This window comes from Cobetia sp. BMC6, assembly GCF_029991385.1.
Lineage (GTDB): Bacteria > Pseudomonadota > Gammaproteobacteria > Pseudomonadales > Halomonadaceae > Cobetia.
Map to the genome: position 1 here is coordinate 222,728 of NZ_JAKUMF010000004.1, position 19,298 is coordinate 242,025.

Annotated in this window: 17 protein-coding genes; 8 read left to right on the forward strand and 9 right to left on the reverse strand. The window is 60.1% G+C overall.

Annotation, left to right across the window (positions count from 1 at the left end; translation table 11 throughout):
• Positions 1-109 precede the first annotated feature (109 nt).
• The 4 genes from rlmJ to rdgB all read right to left on the reverse strand — a co-directional run bounded on the left by rlmJ (position 110) and on the right by rdgB (position 4,600).
• On the reverse strand, positions 110-1,804 hold the full coding sequence (rlmJ, locus tag MKZ40_RS10505) for a 23S rRNA (adenine(2030)-N(6))-methyltransferase RlmJ (RefSeq protein WP_175088919.1): 1,695 nt from the start codon (positions 1,802-1,804) through the stop codon (positions 110-112).
• Between the two features lie 228 nt (positions 1,805-2,032).
• A complete protein-coding gene (locus tag MKZ40_RS10510) occupies positions 2,033-2,695 on the reverse strand; it encodes an OmpA family protein (protein WP_043331663.1) in 663 nt (220 codons plus the stop codon).
• Between the two features lie 85 nt (positions 2,696-2,780).
• Complete coding sequence (hemW, locus tag MKZ40_RS10515) at positions 2,781-3,980, reverse strand: radical SAM family heme chaperone HemW (RefSeq protein ID WP_175088918.1); 1,200 nt, start codon at positions 3,978-3,980, stop codon at positions 2,781-2,783.
• A complete protein-coding gene (gene rdgB / locus MKZ40_RS10520; RefSeq protein WP_175088917.1) occupies positions 3,980-4,600 on the reverse strand; it encodes an RdgB/HAM1 family non-canonical purine NTP pyrophosphatase in 621 nt (206 codons plus the stop codon). Before rdgB ends, hemW begins: the two co-directional genes overlap by 1 nt.
• Positions 4,601-5,082: 482 nt before the next feature.
• Between rdgB and MKZ40_RS10525 the strand changes: the two genes are divergently transcribed.
• The 7 genes from MKZ40_RS10525 to MKZ40_RS10555 all read left to right on the forward strand — a co-directional run bounded on the left by MKZ40_RS10525 (position 5,083) and on the right by MKZ40_RS10555 (position 11,116).
• The gene (locus MKZ40_RS10525; protein ID WP_052384307.1) at positions 5,083-5,721 is read left to right on the forward strand and encodes a LuxR C-terminal-related transcriptional regulator; all 639 of its coding nucleotides are present in this window, start codon (positions 5,083-5,085) and stop codon (positions 5,719-5,721) included.
• A 581-nt stretch (positions 5,722-6,302) separates the two neighbouring features.
• Complete coding sequence (locus MKZ40_RS10530; protein WP_043331668.1) at positions 6,303-6,986, forward strand: LuxR C-terminal-related transcriptional regulator; 684 nt, start codon at positions 6,303-6,305, stop codon at positions 6,984-6,986.
• Positions 6,987-6,997: 11 nt separating this feature from the next.
• Positions 6,998-7,501 (forward strand): CsgE family curli-type amyloid fiber assembly protein, encoded by a 504-nt coding sequence (locus tag MKZ40_RS10535; RefSeq protein ID WP_175088916.1) that lies wholly within the window; start codon positions 6,998-7,000, stop codon positions 7,499-7,501.
• A 76-nt stretch (positions 7,502-7,577) separates the two neighbouring features.
• Positions 7,578-7,991, forward strand: coding sequence for a curli assembly protein CsgF (locus MKZ40_RS10540; RefSeq protein ID WP_054556371.1), 414 nt, complete (start codon positions 7,578-7,580; stop codon positions 7,989-7,991).
• Positions 7,992-8,018: 27 nt separating this feature from the next.
• A complete protein-coding gene (locus tag MKZ40_RS10545; protein WP_175088915.1) occupies positions 8,019-8,852 on the forward strand; it encodes a CsgG/HfaB family protein in 834 nt (277 codons plus the stop codon).
• A 355-nt stretch (positions 8,853-9,207) separates the two neighbouring features.
• Complete coding sequence (locus MKZ40_RS10550; protein ID WP_175088914.1) at positions 9,208-9,696, forward strand: hypothetical protein; 489 nt, start codon at positions 9,208-9,210, stop codon at positions 9,694-9,696.
• Positions 9,697-9,940: 244 nt separating this feature from the next.
• Entirely contained in the window at positions 9,941-11,116 is a 1,176-nt protein-coding gene (locus MKZ40_RS10555) for a hypothetical protein (RefSeq protein ID WP_175088913.1), read from the forward strand.
• Positions 11,117-11,409: 293 nt separating this feature from the next.
• Here the strand turns inward: MKZ40_RS10555 and MKZ40_RS10560 are convergent, their stop codons facing one another.
• The 5 genes from MKZ40_RS10560 to MKZ40_RS10580 all read right to left on the reverse strand — a co-directional run bounded on the left by MKZ40_RS10560 (position 11,410) and on the right by MKZ40_RS10580 (position 17,914).
• Positions 11,410-12,930 carry a bifunctional aminoglycoside phosphotransferase/ATP-binding protein gene (locus MKZ40_RS10560; RefSeq protein ID WP_282627861.1) on the reverse strand — a complete coding sequence of 507 codons (1,521 nt, stop codon included), beginning with the start codon at positions 12,928-12,930 and terminating at the stop codon, positions 11,410-11,412.
• A 211-nt stretch (positions 12,931-13,141) separates the two neighbouring features.
• Positions 13,142-14,434 carry a glutamate-1-semialdehyde 2,1-aminomutase gene (gene hemL, locus MKZ40_RS10565; protein WP_175088911.1) on the reverse strand — a complete coding sequence of 431 codons (1,293 nt, stop codon included), beginning with the start codon at positions 14,432-14,434 and terminating at the stop codon, positions 13,142-13,144.
• 252 nt (positions 14,435-14,686) lie between these two features.
• Positions 14,687-15,547 (reverse strand): hydroxymethylpyrimidine/phosphomethylpyrimidine kinase, encoded by an 861-nt coding sequence (locus tag MKZ40_RS10570; protein WP_175088910.1) that lies wholly within the window; start codon positions 15,545-15,547, stop codon positions 14,687-14,689.
• Between the two features lie 14 nt (positions 15,548-15,561).
• The gene (gene hemJ / locus MKZ40_RS10575; protein ID WP_043331686.1) at positions 15,562-15,993 is read right to left on the reverse strand and encodes a protoporphyrinogen oxidase HemJ; all 432 of its coding nucleotides are present in this window, start codon (positions 15,991-15,993) and stop codon (positions 15,562-15,564) included.
• A gap of 169 nt (positions 15,994-16,162) precedes the next feature.
• Positions 16,163-17,914, reverse strand: coding sequence for a chloride channel protein (locus MKZ40_RS10580; RefSeq protein WP_175089065.1), 1,752 nt, complete (start codon positions 17,912-17,914; stop codon positions 16,163-16,165).
• Between the two features lie 253 nt (positions 17,915-18,167).
• Between MKZ40_RS10580 and argC the strand changes: the two genes are divergently transcribed.
• Complete coding sequence (gene argC, locus MKZ40_RS10585; protein WP_175088909.1) at positions 18,168-19,211, forward strand: N-acetyl-gamma-glutamyl-phosphate reductase; 1,044 nt, start codon at positions 18,168-18,170, stop codon at positions 19,209-19,211.
• Positions 19,212-19,298 lie beyond the last annotated feature (87 nt).

Consider the following 19,298-nt stretch of genomic DNA (forward strand, 5'->3'; position numbering starts at 1 on the left):
CAGGCCAACGGCCCCCATGATGCAAACGCCCCCACAGGCATGGCCTGCGGGGGCGTTGTCAGTCCGAGCTCTTGATATGACGCTCAGCGTACTGCGTTCATCTCAGTCATCACGGCTTGCGCGGGCCGCGTGGCTTGTTGCCCTGTTTCTTGCCAGACGCTGCCTTGCCTGAATTCGTCTTGCCAGCTGCTGACTTGCCAGAGCTTTCCTTGCTGGCGCCGCCCTTGGCAGCCTTGCCTTTCATGGCATTGCTTTCCTGCTTCTCACGCAGGGCACGCGCTTCACGCGCATCCAGCGGCTTGCCGACATCCTTGTTGTCTTCAGGGCGCTGTTTGGCCGCGTACTTTCTGGGCAGCTTGGTCGTGCTGTTCGGATTGACCTGACCATCACGGCCGATCGCCGGCGTACTGCGCATGCTGACCCGCGTGGTACCTTCGCGGCGGCCCTTGCCCGGCACGCTGGAGGACCAGTCGCTCCAGCTGGCAGAATCCTTGCCCGCCCCCTTGCCTGCCGTCTCGCCCTTGCCGCGCGGACGAGTGGGCTCGACAGCGGCCGTCGACTTGCGCTCGGCAGGCTTCTCACTGACGCGCTTCTCACTCGGCGCCGAATGCCCGTGCACCTGATCCTTGATCTGCGCCTTGATGCTGGTCTTGGGCTTGGCAGTCGCGGAATGACGCTTGCCCTTGGCCTTGGGCGTCGCACTGTCATTGCGCACGCGAGGCTTGGCCCAGCCTTCACCACGCTTGAGCTTCTCGCGCTTGGGCTTGGCCTGGGTCACCTCGACATCGCTGTCGCGCTTGACCTTCTGATTGAGCTTGCGCAGCGCCAGTAGTCGTTCACGCGGCATCGGCTTGGGCTCACTGCGCGCACGGGCGACCTCTTCCGACAGCCACCACAGGCCCTTGTGCTCGACGGCAACCGACTGCGGAGCCGGCAGCGCGCTCTTGAGCACCTCGACCACTTCCTGCATGGCGATGGAGAACTGACGATCGAACTGCCACGGTGGATTGATCACCAGCATGCCGGAACCGTACATGCCGTGATCCCCCTCCGGTGAATCGATCGTCAGCTCACTGCGCCACATCGGTGCCGGCGAATGCTTCTTGAGACGCTCGAGCAGGTCATGCTGACGCCCTGCCGGCAGCAGCGGATACCAGATCATGATGGTGGCATGACGTGACTTGCGCAGGGTCTCGACCACGACATCTGCCACATCACGGTAATCATTCTTCAGCTCATAGCTGGGGTCGATCAGCACGGCGACGCGCGGCGTGGTGACCGGCACGGCCGCCAACAGACCGGACAGACCATCCTGCTGACGACGCATGACCTTGCCGAGGCTGTCACGCTGCACCGGCGCCTGATCGAAGTGGTAGATCTCGCCCGGATGCAGCTCATAGGCCAACAGGCGATCGCCGCGGCGCAGCGACTGGCTCAGCCACCAGGGCGAACCGGGATAGACGCTCAGCTCGCTGGCGCCGCCCTTGGCGACATCCGGCTGCATGTCCGCCAGACGTGCCAGCCAGCGAGCCAACGGCTTGTCAGCTGACGAAGACTTCGGCTCACCCGCATCGGTCAGCCAGCGATCACGCACCTGCCACAACGGCAGAACGCCCTGCTCGTATTCTCGCAGCTGTTCCGTCTCGCGGGCCGCCAACGGATACCAGCCACGACCGGCGTGAGTGTCGATAAACGTAACGGGAGATTCTTTACGTAATAACTGCTCGGCCAGGGTGGTGGCGAGCAGGTGCTTGTGCAGGTCGGCAAAATTGCCAGCGTGATAGGCGTGCTGATAGGCGAGCAAGAGCGCCTCCTTGATACGGCGATATCTGCCACATCCAGCGAGGCAGCAGATAGAAATCGGGGGGCGGCGACGAGAGGAAAACCAGACAAGGCCGCCGAAGGGGCTGAAGGATAGCAGAGATGATCACTTGTCACCCCAAAAGCCGTGCTTGCCAAGCAACGAGGCCCACGCAAAAGCGCAGGCCTCGTGGTCATTCACCATCATGCCGCCATGGCAGCTGATGGATACTCAGCTTTCCATCGGCGTCAGCGTGATCTCGACGCGACGGTTCTGGGCGCGCCCGGAGGCGGTGTCGTTGGATGCCACCGGGCTGGCTTCACCATAACCGCGCATGTTCAGACGGTTGAAGGCGATGCCACCACTGGCCAGATAGTTGCCGACGGCCTGGGCACGCAGCTCGGACAGGTTCTGGTTGTAGTTGCTGGCACCGGTGGAATCGGTATAGCCCGCGATGTTGACGCGGGTCTCGTCGTATTCCTTGAGCACGGTGATGACGCCATCCATGACCGGCTGAATCTGACCGGACAGGGTGCTGGAGTCGGAGCCGAAGGTGACGTTGGACGGCATGTTGAGGATGATCTGGTCGCCGACACGGGTCACGCTGACGCCGGTGCCCTGCAACTGATCGCGCAGCTTGGCTTCCTGAACATCCATGTAATAGCCGATACCACCGCCCGCGGCGGCACCCGCAGCGGCGCCGATCAGCGCCTTGTCGAGACGATGGTTACCACTCTTGGTCGCTCCGGCGATTGCACCGACGACCGCACCGATGCCGGCACCCTTCGCCGCACTGGAGGTCTGCTGCTCATTGGTATACGGGTTGGTCGTGGAACAACCCGCCATCGCGACGGCGGCTGCCAACGGCAGGGCCAGGAGTACAGACTTCTTCATGGTAACGCTCCCTATCTACACACTCATTAAAGGCAAGATGACAATTGCGCAAATAATCGTCATGCCTCCGATAATGCCTGATCAATCAGGTGTCGAACATGGCCAGCAGGTCATTGAGGAACAATAAGCCCCGGGGCGTGGCGCGCAACAGCACGTCATCCTCAACGATGAGCCCGCGCGAACGCGCCTGGCTCAGGCCCGGCTCCAATGCCTCGCGATCCAGCCCCGTCGTGCGACGCAGATCCTCGAAGCTGACACCCCCGGTCAAGCGCAGTGCATTCATCATGAACTCCAGCGCCAGCTCATCGCGGTCAATTTCCTGCTGCCCCGCCACGAACCCGCGAGGGTCCTGCATCCTGCGCAAGTACGCTTCAGGCTGACGACTTTTCCAACGTCGTTGGAGCTGCAACTCACCGTTCAAGTTCCCAGCCGGGTCGGCTTTCAACAACGTCAACTTGCCATGCGCGCCCGCTCCGATGCCCAGGTAATCACCGAATTTCCAGTAATTGAGGTTATGACGCGCGCTGCGCCCTTCAAGGGCATAGGCGGAAATCTCGTAACGATGGAAACCGGCAGCCTCCAGCTCGGCGTGACCATGATCCTGGATATCCCACAGCAGGTCATCCTCCGGCAGTACCGGCGGGCGCGAATAGAACTCGGTATTCGGCTCCAGCGTCAATTGATACCAGGACAGATGGGTCGGCTTGAGTGCCAGGGCACGCCGGATATCATCCAGCGCCGTCTCCAATGTCTGGCCCGGCAGGCCATGCATCAGATCGATATTGAAATTGTCGAAGCCCGCCGCCCGTGCGCTGGCCACCGCGCGCTCGGCTTCTTCAGCGGAGTGGATACGCCCCAGCACCTCGAGCTGCTCCGGCTGGAAGGTCTGCACGCCCAATGACAAGCGATTGATGCCGGCGGCGCGATAGGCGGCAAAGCGGCCCTGCTCCAGCGTGCCGGGATTGGCCTCCAGCGTGACCTCGCAGTCGGCAGAGAACGTCATGCGCGCCCGCAGGCCATCGAACAGTCGCTGGTAAGCCGCTCCGCTCAGCAGGCTCGGCGTGCCGCCGCCGATGAAGATGCTGTGCAATTCACGCTCGGGCTGGCCCTGCAGCAACTGCAGGTCCTGATCGAGATCGGCCAGCAGTGCCGTGATGTATTCCGCTTCAGGCAAGCCGGCATCACGCCCGACCCCGTGGGAGTTGAAGTCACAGTAGGGGCACTTGCGCACGCACCACGGCACGTGAATATAGAGCGACAGAGGCGGCAGGTTCGCGGCGGACATCACGCTTGACCGCTCTGCGCGGCAAGCGCCTCGAGCAACTGCTGCATCGCACGTCCCCGGTGGCTGAGACGGTTCTTGGTCTCGGCATCCAGGGCCGCGGCGGTCATGTCATGCTCCGGCAACCAGAAAAGCGGGTCATAACCGAAGCCACCCTCGCCTTGTGGCGCGTCAAGAACACACCCCTCCCAACTGGCCTGAACGATGATCGGCACCGGGTCTGCCGCATGGCGCAGATAGACGAGCACGCACCAGTAGCGCGCCGTACGCGCTTGCTCAGGCACGCCCTCAAGCGCTGCCAACAGGGCGGCGTTGTTGTCACCATCACCACTACCTTGCTGACGCCGCGCGGCAAAGCGTGCGGAATAGATGCCCGGCTCCCCGCCCAGCGCATCGACTTCGATCCCGGAATCATCTGCCAGCGCCGGCAGGCCGGTGGCCTCTGCGGCGTGGCGCGCCTTGATCAATGCATTCTCGACGAAGGTCAGCCCTGTCTCTTCGGCGTCACTCACTCCCAGCTGCCCTTGAGGAATCGGTTCGATCCCCAGCGGCGCGAGCAGGTGGGAAAATTCACGTAGCTTGCCGGCATTGCCACTGGCCAGTACGAGAGAAGAAGCGGACATGTGAATCTCCGGGATAGGAACAACGAGAATGCGGCCGCGTGTGAGTCACACGGGCGAGGCGCTTGCAGCACCCCATTCTAGCGCGTGCATCCGATGCGTACACGCGAGGGGTCTGCGCCAGGCACGACTGAGATCCATGGTGTCATGGGCCGATATCACTCATGTGCTCAACTTGATGACTGACAGGCCGATACAGGCTATCTGCCCCATAGCGGGCTAATGCCAGTGCAGGATTTGTCTGTGCCTCGCGGCTCAAGCAAGTAAGCATCAACCGAAAGAATCGCGTAACTCGATGATTTGTATATCTTTAAATTGAGAAATAAAAGGAATATGCGTTATGCCATCTAACACTATGCGCAGCGCCAGCCCCCAGATGACACTCGACTAGACTTCAAGACAACCATCGAATCACCGTGGATTCATGTCTCCGCCTCAGCCTGCTGATGATGAGCCCCCCCAACGCTTGCGACAGGAGCGCCCCCATGACTGCTACCAGAGTCCTGTTCGTGACAAGCCCTTCACCGCAGACCGAACTGTTCGTCGAGTACCTGCAAGAGACACTGAAATGTGTCGTCGAGGCCTGCCACCATGAAGCCCCACTGCCGTCATCTCCCTGCCTGGTGCTGATCGACAGCACCCAGTGCAGTCTGGCCCAGATGATGCGATGGAGTCATATCGACAAGATCGCTGCCTTCAATGTCGAACATGAAGACGATGCCATCTCACTACTTCTGAATATTCCTTTCAGTGGAATCTTCTATCGCCAGGACAGCCTTGAACAGATCAGCAAGGGAATCGGCAAGATACTCGAGAATGAAAACTGGCTGACTCGCAATATCATGCAGACGCTGATTCGTCATTATCGTCAACAACAACAGATTGCCTTTCAGCCTGTCATGGGACTGACACAACGAGAACTGGAAATATTGTCACTCATTGCCTCACAGCAAAGTAATGCAGATATCGCGCATAGATTGATGTTGAGCCAGCACACCGTGAAATCTCATTTATATAACATTTTTCGCAAGATCAGAGTCCACAACCGCCATCAGGCGATCCAGTGGGCCCACGAGCACCTCAACCTTTACATCCCCAAGCGCACGACGGAGCCGGAATCCTGAGGCTCAGGTGACGCTGGGCGACCACCTCTCCCACGAGGCGGACCTGTGAGGTAACCACTGCGACAGAGCATGCCCCAAGTCGGCTACGCGTAGTAAGCGCTTCACTTTTCAAGAGTGAAATGACTCATGTGCAGTACTGCGTCGCATTCCTGACACCCCTCAAATACGTGGATACAAAAAGACAAGCCCAGTTACATAATGACATTGAAGAGACGCTTTTCAGTATTAGATATGTGGTACCTTTGAACCAGTGAAAAGCTTGGTAAAAAAAGCGCAAAGGTCTGGTTTTCATTGCACTCTCGAGAAGGGTCATCATGACCAGCGCTATTTTCATCAGGTTTACGTACTGTTTTTCCTATTCTTTTTCTGGGTCAAATCAGAACTGGAGGGGAAGGATAAACTGGTTATTTTAGCAAGTACTGATTAGAGGTTGCCTTATCCCCACTATCGCGCAATCCTATAAAGGTGCTCAGCGCGTAATGCCCGACGTGAATGAGTGCAGTGCTACACGACTCACCCAACCACACTTCAGATATGGCTCCGCCAAGAAAATCGGTACGACAACTCAGAGGTCTCGCACCATGATTACAGGGAACGCAATGGTGCTGCTGGTGACTGACTGCAATCCGCAGTCAGCGCTTTTCATGGATTACATTCGCCAGCAGCTTGAGTGTCAGGTGGCTTCCGCAAGCCCCGACGAGGATTACACACCCGGGCAGGCAGAAAGAACGATAGTGCTGCTGGACACCGACCACGTCGATGAAGGCACGATGCAACGCTGGGATGCAGATGCCAGCCAGGATGCCAGCGCAGAGCTGGCCGCTATCAACATCAGTGATGAAGAGGAAGCTGCCAGCCTGCTGGTCAGCACCCATCTTCAAGGCGTGTTCTACCGACAGGACAGCCTCTCACTGATCAGCAAGGGCATCGCGAAACTGCTGGAAGGCGACATGTGGATGTCCCGACCGCTGATGACCCGCCTGCTGGATTTCTATCGCCGTCAGCAGCTCAACGCCTATCGCCCGGTCTGTGGTCTGACCCAGCGTGAGGTGGAAATCATCGGCTTGCTGGGCACGGGTGCCTCGAATACCGAGATTGCTGACCAGCTGTTCGTCAGTGAACACACGGTCAAGTCACATCTCTACAACATCTTCCGCAAGATCAAGGTGCATAACCGCATTCAAGCCATGAACTGGGCACGTCAGAACCTGGCAATGCCTGTCTCGCGCACCCCACGCATCGCTCGCAGAGCACAGATGTCGTGAACGGTCGGGGCATGACAAGCCGCCAGGTGGTCGCCTGGGGACTGACATGCTTCAGTCTGTCGCCCGCCTTCGCGCAATCCGCGCCGGAGGCGGTGCGACCCGAGGTATCCGTTGCCAGTGAAGAGCAGCAGGCTCGCCGTCAGGGGGAAGATGGGGTCGCCATCCAGCACGCTCGCCCCACGCTTTCCGACGGTCTAAGTGGGGTGATGATCGATCGCACCATGACCATGATCGGCAAGACCTTCTTCCGCCAGTTCAGTCAGCAACGCCTCGATAGCCCAGCCATCCGCAACACATCCCTCAGTATCCATGAACGCCCCTCAGCACGCTGGGGCAGCCTCATCTGGATCACCGAAGGCAACAACGTTCTGTATGAAGCGACGCTCCCTCCGCGCCTTAATGACGTGGATATGTACGCCAGCGCCGCTGTATCAAACGTCTCCGACCAGTTCCTGCGTCGCAAGGTCATGGAAGCCCTGCGCAATGACCCGGACATGGCCGGTGACGAATTCTGATGTATTGAAGACCGACATAATAAATGGGCTCCGGACACGGAGACCCTGACAATACGCAAGGGAACAGGGGAACATCATGAAGCATCAGACACTCGCGGTGTCGTTGCTGTTATCGGCGATGCCGCTATATGCCGGTGAACTCATCTATCAGCCCATCAACCCGAGTTTTGGTGGCAACCCTCTCAATGGCAGCTATCTGCTTGGCAAGGCCCAGGCCCAGGACACCCACGAGGATCCTGATGCCTACTCCTTCGATAGTCTTTCCGAAACAGAACTTTTCATCAGCGACCTGCGCAATAGCCTGGTATCCGATGCCATCACCGATGCTGTCGATTCCACAGAACCCGGCCGCTCCAGCGTGATCGACAGCGCTCAGCTGCGTGTCGAAGTCATCAGTAACGGCAATGGCGGTTTCTCCATGCAGGTGCTTGATCGCGCCACAGGTGAAACCACCGTCATCAACCTCGGCACATCAGGCAATACATTCTGATCCGCTACTGATGAAAGGTTTCGCTCAATGAAGACACTCACTTCCATGCTGGCCGTCGCCAGCCTGGCGCTTGCTGGCTGTGCACCGATGGTCGCCAATACCCAGGGTCTTGAAGGGGTGCCCAGCACCTTGATGCCAAGAACCTCCACCTATCAGGATCTGATCAGTCTACCGCCTCCTGCCGGCCGTATCCCGGTCGCCATCTACGACTTCCGTGACCAGACGGGCCAGTACCGGCCTGCCCCTGCCAGTACCTTCTCTACGGCGGTCACCCAGGGCGGAGCCGCCATGCTGAGCGCCGCATTGTCGGACTCCGGCTGGTTCATCCCCCTCGAGCGCGTGGGACTGCAGAACCTGCTGACAGAGCGCAAGATCATCCGTGCCAACATGGAGCGCACAGGCCAGAATGATCTTGCCGCGCTGCAAGCTGCCAACCTGCTGTTCGAGGGTGGCATCATTGCCTTCGACTCCAATGTCAGAACAGGCGGGGCAGGCGCGGAATACTTCGGCATCGGCGCCTCTGGTCAGTATCAGGTAGATCAGGTGACGGTCAACCTACGCGCTGTCGATATCACCACAGGGCAGGTCATCGCCAACGTCAATACCAGCAAGACGATCTACTCCCGGGAGCTGAGAGCGGGCGTCTATCGCTTCATCGATTTCAGTCGCTTGCTGGAGATGGAGGCGGGGTATACCAGCAATGAACCCGTACAGATGGCGGTCATGTCCGCCATCGAATCCGCCGTGATTCACTTGATTGCGCAAGGCGTCGAACGCCAGCTCTGGGTTCTCCAGGACCCGGACAGCCTTCAGACATCAGAACTGATGGAGTATCTGCAAGCCCCGACTCCGATGTTGTAGAGCCGACCCACATTCAAGACCCCGAAGAGAGCATCGTGGTATTCGCGGTGTTTATCTCTCCCTTGAAAGGCAGTCACCTCACAAGAGGTGGCTGCCTTTTTCGTATCGGCATAAATATAAGAGATAAATAAAACAACAAAGCATGAAATAGCATGCGTCTAATACCGTCAACAGTAATACCTCCCTGAACGGTGCTGAAAATCTGGCCACCCTTTGTCATTACACACCGCTAATGGGCAAGACATTATGAGTAGCAATCTCTAGCCCTCATAAACCCGAAAATGACTGATGGCGATGGCCTCGATAAAGACCAATAGTTAGTGCACTTAGACGGTCACCTGGATGGACTCACGCCATGGCTTCGGCAAAGCATCAACAAATAAGAATGCTACAGGCCTGCCTTTTCTTTTCATCACTGACACTCAGCTTATGGGTGTTGGCCAATGACCTGGCGACCACCTCCGAATTGGGAAGCAGCCACTCAGTGGCAGTCATCGAGCAATCTGGCACATACAACACAGCGATGATCGCTCAGCATGGCAATGGCAACGCCTCATTGATTGGCCAGAGCGGTGCCCTGAATGAAGCAGGTGTCGACCAATATGGCAATGGAAACACGGCATACACACTGCAAGAGGGTGCCCTGCATGAGGCCAGCATTCTTCAGCATGGCCAATATCATGATGCGCTGATCATTCAGCAAGGTGTTGGGCAAAGCGCCAGCATTCAGCAGACAGGCATCGGGGGAAGCGCCACGCTTCTACAACAGGCCAGTAGCCAGATACCGGCAAGTATCACTCAATATTCACGGGGCCATATGCGTGTCCAGGTCATACAACAGTGATCTTTATCACGATGGCTCGCATGACATCGCTCCATGACAATGATGCTTGTGAAGGTGATGGCTGAACAGCCGCTTTCATCGAATCGCCAATACGAATTTTGCCTGGCCAGGAGAGGTTCTCAGTTACATGTAGTCAAGAGACCTGCATGACGAATACAACCTCCTGGCAAGGCCATAAAAGAGCAGTAGCAGTACAACATGATGTCGCGGATCACGAAAAACCAGACTGTCATCATGTCAGGGGATGCATGACCAGAAGCAAGTCAATAATAAAAACACAACTCAAAAAATGATCTACACAAGGGAACAAACCATGAAAATCCAAATGAGCCTGCTGGCTGTCGCGATTGCCTTTTCCTCTCAGGCCATGGCAGACAACAACACCGCAGATGTCGATCAAACTGGCTTCATGAACATGGCCAATGTTGGCCAGACATCACGTGATGGTGGGTCTCTCGACAGCTCCCACGATAGTGATATTGATCAGGTCGGCCTCTACAACAAGGCGAACAGCTATCAGAACGGCGTCAATCATACGATTCGCATCAATCAGCTGGGTGGCGCCAACAAGGTAGAATCAACCCAATACAGCAGCACCAATACTGGTATCGTCAACCAGACTGGCGTCTACAATTCCGTTGACCTGAACCAGAAAAGCTACAAGCATCTCACCCGTGTCACTCAGGATGGCTTTGCCAACCATTCTGAATCGTGGCAGGGCGCTAGTGGCTCTCCGGCGGGGCGTGAAAATACTCTTGTCGTGACTCAGACAGGAGCATTCAATGACTCCATGGCCACCCAGCAAGGCAGTTACGCCATTGCCCGAGTGACCCAAGGCGGCTATCAGCACGCCTCGGATGTTATGCAGACCGGCGAATACAACCGTGCACGTGTCACTCAGGAAGGCCGCTTCAACAACTCCACAGTGACGCAGACTGGTGAGCTGGGTCTTGCCGTCGTGACCCAGACCGGATCACGTATCGATTCCACCGTCACCCAGGCTGGCGCCAATCAAGTCGCACGGGTCACGCAGGATGGCAGCTCTCATGACTCGCTCGTCAACCAGAGCGATGCGAACAATACCGCGCTGGTGAACCAGTCCGACATGCTGCAGTACTCCGATATCAGCCAGACAGGCAGCGAGAACCTGGCCATCAACAATCAGAGTGGCTACTCCAACTACGCCATCGTCGAACAGGGCGGTACCAACAGTGACTCACTGATTACCCAGACCGGCCTCAACGACCATGCTCGCGTCCAGCAGACGGGATCTGGTCACACCTCTGATGTCCTTCAGCAGTCTGGGGGGTTCCTGAGCTTCGTCGCCAACCGTGCTCACGTCGTTCAATCAGGCGCCATGAACGCTTCCAGCGTGACCCAGACTGGCGGTGGCAACGTAGCCAACGTGATGCAGTATTGATCACGCGCCAGCCAGGATGTCTTACAGAACCCCGCGCAAGCGGGGTTTTCGTTTTTTCGCCCGGTGGATCCCCATAATGAAAAAGGCCGCTGACAGGGTCGTCAGCGGCCTTCCAGTACCAGCCGCGAAACATCTATCGCAGCGGCAAGTTACTTCTTTGGCGCTGTCACGGCACCCTCCGGGAAGGGCTTGCGATAACTCTCAAGGCTTTCATCCACCATCTGGCGGCCCTTGCTGACCTGCCTGTTGCCGCTGGCGAACCCCGCCTTGCCCCATGACAACGATCGCTCACCTCAATGCAGCCTGAGCTGCTCACGAATCAGACGAGCCAAGGTGACATTGGCGTTGGGTGCTGTCGTGTCGATATGGACCAGCTGACCATGCTCTTCTGGCGCAAATGGCTCGCGATTGGCCAATTGCTTGTCGAGCACTTCCAGTCCCGCTTCGGAAGCCTCGCCACTGCGCTGACTACGCTTGATGATGCGCTTGCGCAGCGTCTCGTCATCGGCCTCGAAGCTGATCATCAGTACCGGCAGGCCACGGGCTTCTGCCTCATGACGCAGGCGATCACGCTGCACCTTCTTCAGGCAGGTGGCGTCGATGCAGACGGGGATACCCGATTCCAGCAGCGTGGCTGACAGATTCGAGAGTCGCTCGTAGGTCGCATGGGTAGCCTGGGGGGTATAGATGCCACTATTGAGCCCGGACTCGGTATCGGCATCCGCCGCAAAGCCATACAGGCGCTTGCGCTCCACATCACTGCGAATACGCACGCCGCCCAGCTCGCGCACCATCTCTTCCGTGAAGCGACTCTTGCCACTGCCGGAGACACCCACACCGATGATCATGTAAGGGAAGCGGATCTCGCTATAACGCTCCGCCAGCCCGATATAGCGCTCGTACTCGGCCAGCACATCGGCGCGATCCGCCTCACACAGGTCCGGTTGGTGATAGCGAATCATCGCCACCTTGGCCCGGATCAGTGCGCGATAGATCTTGTAGTACGGCAGCAGACGCACCAGCGAGTAATCACCGGAGAGCTCGAGATAACGGTTGAGTGCATGATGGGCAAAGGCCTGCTCATCACGCGCTTCGAGATCCATCACCAGGAAGGCCAGGTCACAACCGACATCGTTCCAGCGCAATTCTTCATTGAACTCGATGCCGTCAAACAACAGAGCACGGCCTTCATGGCGCACGGCGTTACCCAGGTGGATATCACCGTGAGTCTCACGCACGAAGCCTTCCTGCCAGCGACGCTCGAACTCGGGATTGAGGCGCTGGAAGGTCTCTTCTGTCCACTGCTTGAGCAGCGCGAGTCGCTTGATGGCCTCGGCATCATCGCCGAGGCGGGGACGAATCAGTTCGAACTCGTTGTCGATGGTACGACTGACCATCTGCGGGCTACCCAGCTCGCTATCGCCCTGGATGCGCTCGGCCTGCTCATGGAAGGCCACCAGCTGGTCGACCAGATCATCCAGCAATTCCAGCGACAGCTCGCCACTGGCCTGCAGGGCGCTGAACAGATGGCGATTGGAGAACTGGCGCATCTTGACCGCGTACTCGAAGACAGCACTGTCGTCTCCGATGCGCGGAGCCTCGGGCGTGCCCGAGATCGCCACGGTATCCAGATACAGCGTCGGTGCCAGACGGCGGTTGAGGCGCACTTCCTGTTCGCACAGGAGCTTGCGGCGCTCAAGGGTCGAGAAATCCAGGAAGCTGCCGAAATCCAGCGGCTTCTTGATCTTGTAGGCGTAGTCGCCGGTCAGCACGATCCACGAGATATGCGTCTCGTGCACTTCGATATCCTTCACGGGGTGATCGAAGCAATCGGCTGTGTGAAGGGCTCGAATCAAGGCCTGGCTCAAGGTCGTCTCCGCTAAGGCAAGCTGGCTATAAGGTCATTAGCGCAATCGCTATCGTTGGCGACAAGTGTACCGGATGGCAGCCCGCCCGGCAGCCTGCCGAGCGGGTTCCTGTCTGCGTTGGCCAACCCGCGGACTCAGGTACTGTATTACGTCGCACTCAGTTCGATGAGGACATCTGCGCAAAGACCCGCTCAGCCGCATCCAGCGTGGCCTGGATATCCGCATCGGTGTGCGCCGCGGACATGAAGCCGGCTTCATAGGCGGAGGGTGCCAGATAGACGCCTTCGGCGAGCATCGCGTTGAAGAAGGTCACGAAATCCTGCTGACGGCAGCGCGTGGCGGAGGCGAAATTGCTGACTTCTGCGTCATCGGTGAAGAAGACACCGAACATGCCACCGGCATGCTGGGTGATCAGACGGATGCCTGCCGCCTTGGCACGGCTTTCCAGGCCTTCACACAGCATCTCGACCTTGCGTGAAAGCTCGGCGTGGAAGCCGGGCGCCTTGAGCTTGCGCAGCAGCGCGACGCCAGCGGCCATCGCCAGCGGATTGCCTGCCAGCGTCCCGGCCTGGTAGACCGGCCCCAGCGGCGAGAGGTGGTGCATGATCTCGCGCTTGCCGCCGAAGGCACCCACCGGCATGCCGCCGCCGACGATCTTTCCCAGGCAGGTCAGGTCCGGCGTGATGCCGTAATGCGCCTGAGCGCCACCCAGGGCGACACGGAAGCCCGTCATCACCTCATCGAGGATCAGCACGCTGCCATGGGCATCGCACACTTCACGCAGGCTTTCCAGGAAGCCCGGAACCGGCGGAATGCAGTTCATGTTGCCGGCGACCGGCTCGACGATGATGCAGGCGATCTCGTCACCCAGCTCGGCGAAGCAACGACGCACGCCCTCGGCATCGTTGTAGTCCAGCGTGATGGTGTGCTCGGCCAGCGACGCCGGCACGCCCGGGGAGCTGGGCTCGCCATGGGTCAGCGCGCCGGAACCGGCCTTGACCAGCAGCGAGTCGGAGTGACCGTGATAGTTACCCTCGAACTTGACGATCTTGTCACGACCGGTGAAACCACGCGCCAGGCGAATCGCCGACATGGTGGCTTCGGTGCCGGAGTTGGTCATGCGCACCATGTCGAGGCTCGGCAGCATCTCGCAGATCAGCTCGGCCATCTCGGACTCGATCTCGGTGGGCGCGCCGAAGGACAGGCCACTCTCGAGACGCTCGCGCACGGCGCTAAGCACATCTTCATCGGCGTGACCGGTGATCATCGGCCCCCAGGAACCGACGTAATCGATATAGCGCGTATTTTCCACATCGAACAGATACGCGCCCTTGGCATGGTCGATGAACACCGGCGGACGATGCAGTCCCTTGAAGGCGCGGACCGGCGAGTTGACGCCACCGGGAATATGACGGCTGGCGCGTTCGAACTGGGCAGCGGACGTGGTCATGACATACCTCTTGATAAGCGGCGGGCGGCACATCGGCCGCGAAAATGGAGAAAGGGTGATCAGACACAAAGAGGCTGTGGATAACGTGAGTGCAGCTTGTCCACAGCAAAAAAAACGGCCCGATAGCCTCGGGGCGGCAAAGGGGGGTGTGGATAATCCGAATGCCGTCGATGGCGACAGCTTAACGCGACTCACGGGTGAGTTGCAGCCGCGCGAGCGCAAGGGGTGCCGGCATCGAAAGAGGCAATAGCGCTATCGCCAGGGCAGAAACTGGGCCTCGGGCAACGCACCTTTCCGCCCACGCTGCTGGCCATCGACGAGACTCTGCCAGGTGGCCTGCTGGGCAGCCTGCCATGCCGATGGCAATGTCATACCGCGCGCCAGACGCACCGCCAGGTGCGAAGCCAGCGTGCAGCCGCTGCCATGGAAGCTGCCAGTCAGTCGCGGGCAGTCCAGTGCGAGTGTGGCATGATCTCGGCGATACAGACGATGGATCACCGACGGCTCAGCCAGCGAATCAGCGCCATTTCCCAGCGGGTCAGCATCGCGCTCGACAGGATCAGTACCGGTGACCAGCACGGCCCCGGCGCCTGCCGCCAGTAGATGCTCGGCGAGTTGACCGTCGCCCGTCCCCGCGGGGCAGGCCGCCAGCCGCGCAAGCTCCGCGCGGTTGGGCGTGAGCACATCCACGTGCGGCAGCAAGCTCTCACGCGCCTGATGGATGAGCGACTCGGTGGAAAGCTCCAGCCCGCCGCCCGCTTTCAACACCGGGTCCCATACCACGGGTAGCCCCGGCCAGCGCTGCTGGAGTTCCTCGATCAGCGTCACACACGCCGTGAGCGCCGCTTCGCTGGCGAGCAGACCGATCTTGAGCGCGCCCGGGCGGAAGTCCTCACACAGGGTGCGGGCCATGGCGAGCATCGACTCGCCCGATTGCGGAATCACCGCCTGTACATTGCAGGAGTTCTGCACCGTCAGTGCCGTCGGCACTGTCAGCGCCCAGCCACCACCGGCACGGATCGCCTCGCTGTCGGCGACCAGACCCGCGCCGCCGCTGGGATCATGCCCCGCCAATACCAGCACGTAGGGCAGTTGCGCTGAGCACTCGGTCATGGCTGAACCATCCCTCAGAACGGTTTGACGATGACGCAGATGACGATCACCACCAGCATCAGTACCGGCACTTCATTGAAGAAGCGGAAGTAGCGCGAGGTTCTCTTGCAGGTATCGGCGGCGAACTGCTTCAGATACAGGCCACAGGCATGGTGATAGCCGACCAGCAGCACGACCATGGTCAGCTTGAGGTGCATCCAGCCCATGCTCATGAAGCTCGGCACCAGCGCCAGCAGCCAGATTCCCAGCACCAGGGTCGCGATCATCGACGGCATCATGATGCCGCGATAAAGCTTGCGCTCCATGGTCTTGAAGTACTCGATGGCCTTGTGGTCGCCGGCATCACGCGCCTGGGCGTGATAGACGTACAGCCGCGGCAAATAGAAGAGGGCAGCAAACCAGCACACTACGGCAATCAGATGGAAAGCCTTGATCCACAGATACATGAGGGAGCTCCGTCAGTCAGGGTCGGGAAGGTCAGAAAGTGGACGCGCGGATGAAGCAATCGGATCGCCACGATGGCATGTGACACCGCCAAGGCCCATGCGGTATGCGGTCGCGGCCAGGCGTGCGCAAAGTGAATTCACGCCTGAGAAGCAGGTGCCACGAGGTGCTTCAGGGCGTATAGCGATAGTAGCTCTCTATTGCATCCCGCGTGATGATACCTGAAATCTTGCGAATCATCGGTGCGGTGGTGTGCTCGACATAGAGGGCATCGACATCGCTGGGCAGCAGCCGCTCATAGGCCTCGGACAAGGTAGCCTGCAGGTGGATGGGCGCGAGATCCAGACGCTGCGCGGGGATCTCGAGCAGGTCGAGCTCTTCCTGCTCCCGCCAATGCTCATCCATCAGCACACGCACCAGATCCGCCGCCGGCAGTGCGACCATCGGCTTTTCCGGCGTCGAGCGCGTGACCACCAGCCAGACCGGCTTGCTGTCGAGCAGGGCGCGAGCACGTTCACGCGTGATGCGGCGCGGCACGCTGACCAGCGAGCGCTCCATCACCGCCGGCACCGCCACCCGCGACAGCGCCTGCATCAATGGCTGCTGGAGCGGATGCAGTCCCTGCGCCGTCAGCGTCGAGATGAAGAAGCCCTGGCAGTGACACAGCTGGCGACAGGTCAGGCCTGCCACCACCACCGCCAGCATGCCGGGCAGGATGATATTCGGCGAATGCGTCAATTCGAGCAGTGCCATCAGGGCGGCCAGTGGCGCCTGAAGCACCGCACCCATCATCGCCGCCATGCCGAGCAGGGCGTAAAGCGCGATGTCCGAGGCCTGGTCCGGCAACAGCCAGCCGCCCAGCATGCCCATCAATGCCCCGGCCGCGGCGCCCGCCACCACCACCGGGCCGATGATGCCGATCGGCACGCCACAGGCCACGCACAGTGCCGACAGCACCAGCTTGCCGACCACCAGCGCCAACAGGATATCCAGCGCCAGCTGGCCGTCGAGCAACTGAGCCAGACTGTCATAGCCGATGCCTTGTACCTGGGGATACCACCACGCCACGACGGCCGTCGAGACCCCGACCAGCGCCATGCGCATCCCCCATGACAGGTGTGCCACGCGCGCCTGCTGACGCGCCAGATGCACGAAGCCCCCCGCCAGCAGGCCGATGACCAGCGCCGTGACGATGACCCAGGGCAGATCGAGCAGGGAATGCAGCAGCAGAGACGGCACCGCGAAGGCCGGTGCCGAGCCGTAGACCATCTGCGTGACCACCGCGCCGGTGGTCGAGGCCAGAATCACCGGCATGAACCCCATCAGGGTGTACTCCATCATCACCACTTCCATGGCGAAGATGACCCCGGCGATCGGCGTATTGAAGGAGGCGGAGATGCCCGCCGCCGTACCACAGGCGACCAGCACGCGCAGACTGTTGTTGGGCAGCTTGAGGCGCTCGCCGATCCAGCTCGAGGCACCGGCACCCAGGTGGATCGCCGGGCCTTCACGCCCCGCCGACAAGCCGCCGAGCACGCTCGCGACCCCGACCACGACCTGATTGAGCCAGGCACGCAGCGGCATCTTGCCCTGATGGTAGGTCAGGCGCTCGATGACATGACCGATGCCTAGCTTGCGCTGCGCCGGATGCTGTCGCCCCAGCACGATGCCGATCACCAGCACCGCCAGCAGCGGCAGCGACGCGCGCACCCAGGGGGCAAGTCCCTCGAAGTTCTCCGGGTTGTCATCGGGCATGAAGCCCAGAGCACCGGCACTCAACAGCAGGCGGAAACCGACCATCAATGAGCCGGTCAGCAGCCCTGCCACCAGCCCCAGCAGACACAGTTGCGGGAGTGCATCGACCGCCGCCAGCTTGCGCCGAAAATTGTCGAGACTGGGACGAGGCAGATGCGGACGCGTCAGGCGTGACACTCACGACTCCTTGAAGGCACTGGCAATGACAGAGGACATCCATGTCGGCAGCGCATTACTGCCCGCCTGACACCTGTGTATCATATCGATTGCGAACCGTCGCGACCGTGCGCAATCCGACAACCTCGGCACAGCATGGCGCAACGCCTGTCTCGCGCACAGGCCACCAAAGGTCGCAGCAGCAGATCGGACACAAGATTACATCTCGCATCAACAGGACACCGCCCGAAGGCGGGGAGGCAGCATGATCAAGGTAGGTATCGTCGGCGGCACCGGTTACACCGGAGTGGAACTCCTCAGGCTCCTGGCCAGCCATCCGCAGGTGGAAGTGACCGTGATCACCTCGCGAAGCGAGAAAGGCGTGCGTGTCGACGAGATGTACCCCAATCTGCGCGGCCACTACGACACTCTCGCATTCAGCGAGCCGGATGCCGACGTGCTGGCCGCCTGTGACGCCGTATTCTTCGCCACGCCTCACGGTGTCGCTCACGCCCTAGCTGGCGATCTGCTGGCACGCGGCACGCGTGTCATCGACCTGTCCGCGGACTTCCGCATCAAGGACGCCGACGTCTGGGCCGAGTGGTATGGCCAGCCGCATGGCGCGCCGGAGCTGCTCGGCGAAGCCGTCTACGGCCTGCCGGAAGTCAATCGCGATGCCATCCGCGAAGCACGCCTGATCGCGGTGCCGGGCTGCTACCCGACCTCCGTGCAGCTGGGCCTGATCCCGCTGCTGGAAGCCGGCCTGATCGAGACCGACAACATCATCGCCGACTGCAAGTCCGCCGTCTCCGGCGCGGGTCGCGGTGCCAAGGTCGGCTCTCTGCTGTGTGAAGCCGGCGAGTCCATGAAGGCCTACGGCGCCTCCGGCCACCGTCATCTGCCGGAAATCACCCAGGGGCTGGACCTGGCAGCCGGCAGCGCGGTCGGTCTGACCTTCGTCCCGCACCTGACGCCGATGATTCGCGGCATCCACTCCACCCTCTATCCGCGTCTGAGCGGCTTCAGCGGCACGCTGGAAGATCTGCAGACGCTGTTCGAACAGCGCTACGCCGACCACCCCGCCGTCGATGTCATGCCGCTGGGCAGCCATCCGGAGACGCGCAGTGTGCGGGGCACCAACCTGTGCCGCATCGCCCTGCATCGTCCGGGCAACGGCGACACCCTGGTGGTGCTGTCGGTGATCGACAACCTGGTAAAGGGCGCGTCAGGCCAGGCCATCCAGAACCTCAATCTGATGTTCGGTCTCGATGAGATGATGGGGATCGGTGCGCCGGCGATGATGCCCTGAACCGCCAGCGTACGCCCGCAAGGCTGCACGTCAGACAAAGTTGACCCTTTTGCTCGGATATAGGGATAATAGCCGTCATTCCGTTCT

Bases quoted from the DNA above. Each gene is read 5' to 3' on its own strand.
- MKZ40_RS10540 (WP_054556371.1), top strand. From the start codon at position 7,578: ATGAAGCATCAGACACTCGCGGTGTCGTTGCTGTTATCGGCGATGCCG.
- MKZ40_RS10510 (WP_043331663.1), bottom strand. From the start codon at position 2,695: ATGAAGAAGTCTGTACTCCTGGCCCTGCCGTTGGCAGCCGCCGTCGCG.
- hemJ (WP_043331686.1), bottom strand. From the start codon at position 15,993: ATGTATCTGTGGATCAAGGCTTTCCATCTGATTGCCGTAGTGTGCTGG.
- MKZ40_RS10545 (WP_175088915.1), top strand. From the start codon at position 8,019: ATGAAGACACTCACTTCCATGCTGGCCGTCGCCAGCCTGGCGCTTGCT.
- MKZ40_RS10525 (WP_052384307.1), top strand. From the start codon at position 5,083: ATGACTGCTACCAGAGTCCTGTTCGTGACAAGCCCTTCACCGCAGACC.
- MKZ40_RS10555 (WP_175088913.1), top strand. From the start codon at position 9,941: ATGCATGACCAGAAGCAAGTCAATAATAAAAACACAACTCAAAAAATG.
- MKZ40_RS10570 (WP_175088910.1), bottom strand. From the start codon at position 15,547: ATGACCGAGTGCTCAGCGCAACTGCCCTACGTGCTGGTATTGGCGGGG.
- rdgB (WP_175088917.1), bottom strand. From the start codon at position 4,600: ATGTCCGCTTCTTCTCTCGTACTGGCCAGTGGCAATGCCGGCAAGCTA.
- hemL (WP_175088911.1), bottom strand. From the start codon at position 14,434: ATGACCACGTCCGCTGCCCAGTTCGAACGCGCCAGCCGTCATATTCCC.
- hemW (WP_175088918.1), bottom strand. From the start codon at position 3,980: ATGTCCGCCGCGAACCTGCCGCCTCTGTCGCTCTATATTCACGTGCCG.
- argC (WP_175088909.1), top strand. From the start codon at position 18,168: ATGATCAAGGTAGGTATCGTCGGCGGCACCGGTTACACCGGAGTGGAA.
- MKZ40_RS10530 (WP_043331668.1), top strand. From the start codon at position 6,303: ATGATTACAGGGAACGCAATGGTGCTGCTGGTGACTGACTGCAATCCG.
- MKZ40_RS10550 (WP_175088914.1), top strand. From the start codon at position 9,208: ATGGCTTCGGCAAAGCATCAACAAATAAGAATGCTACAGGCCTGCCTT.
- MKZ40_RS10535 (WP_175088916.1), top strand. From the start codon at position 6,998: ATGACAAGCCGCCAGGTGGTCGCCTGGGGACTGACATGCTTCAGTCTG.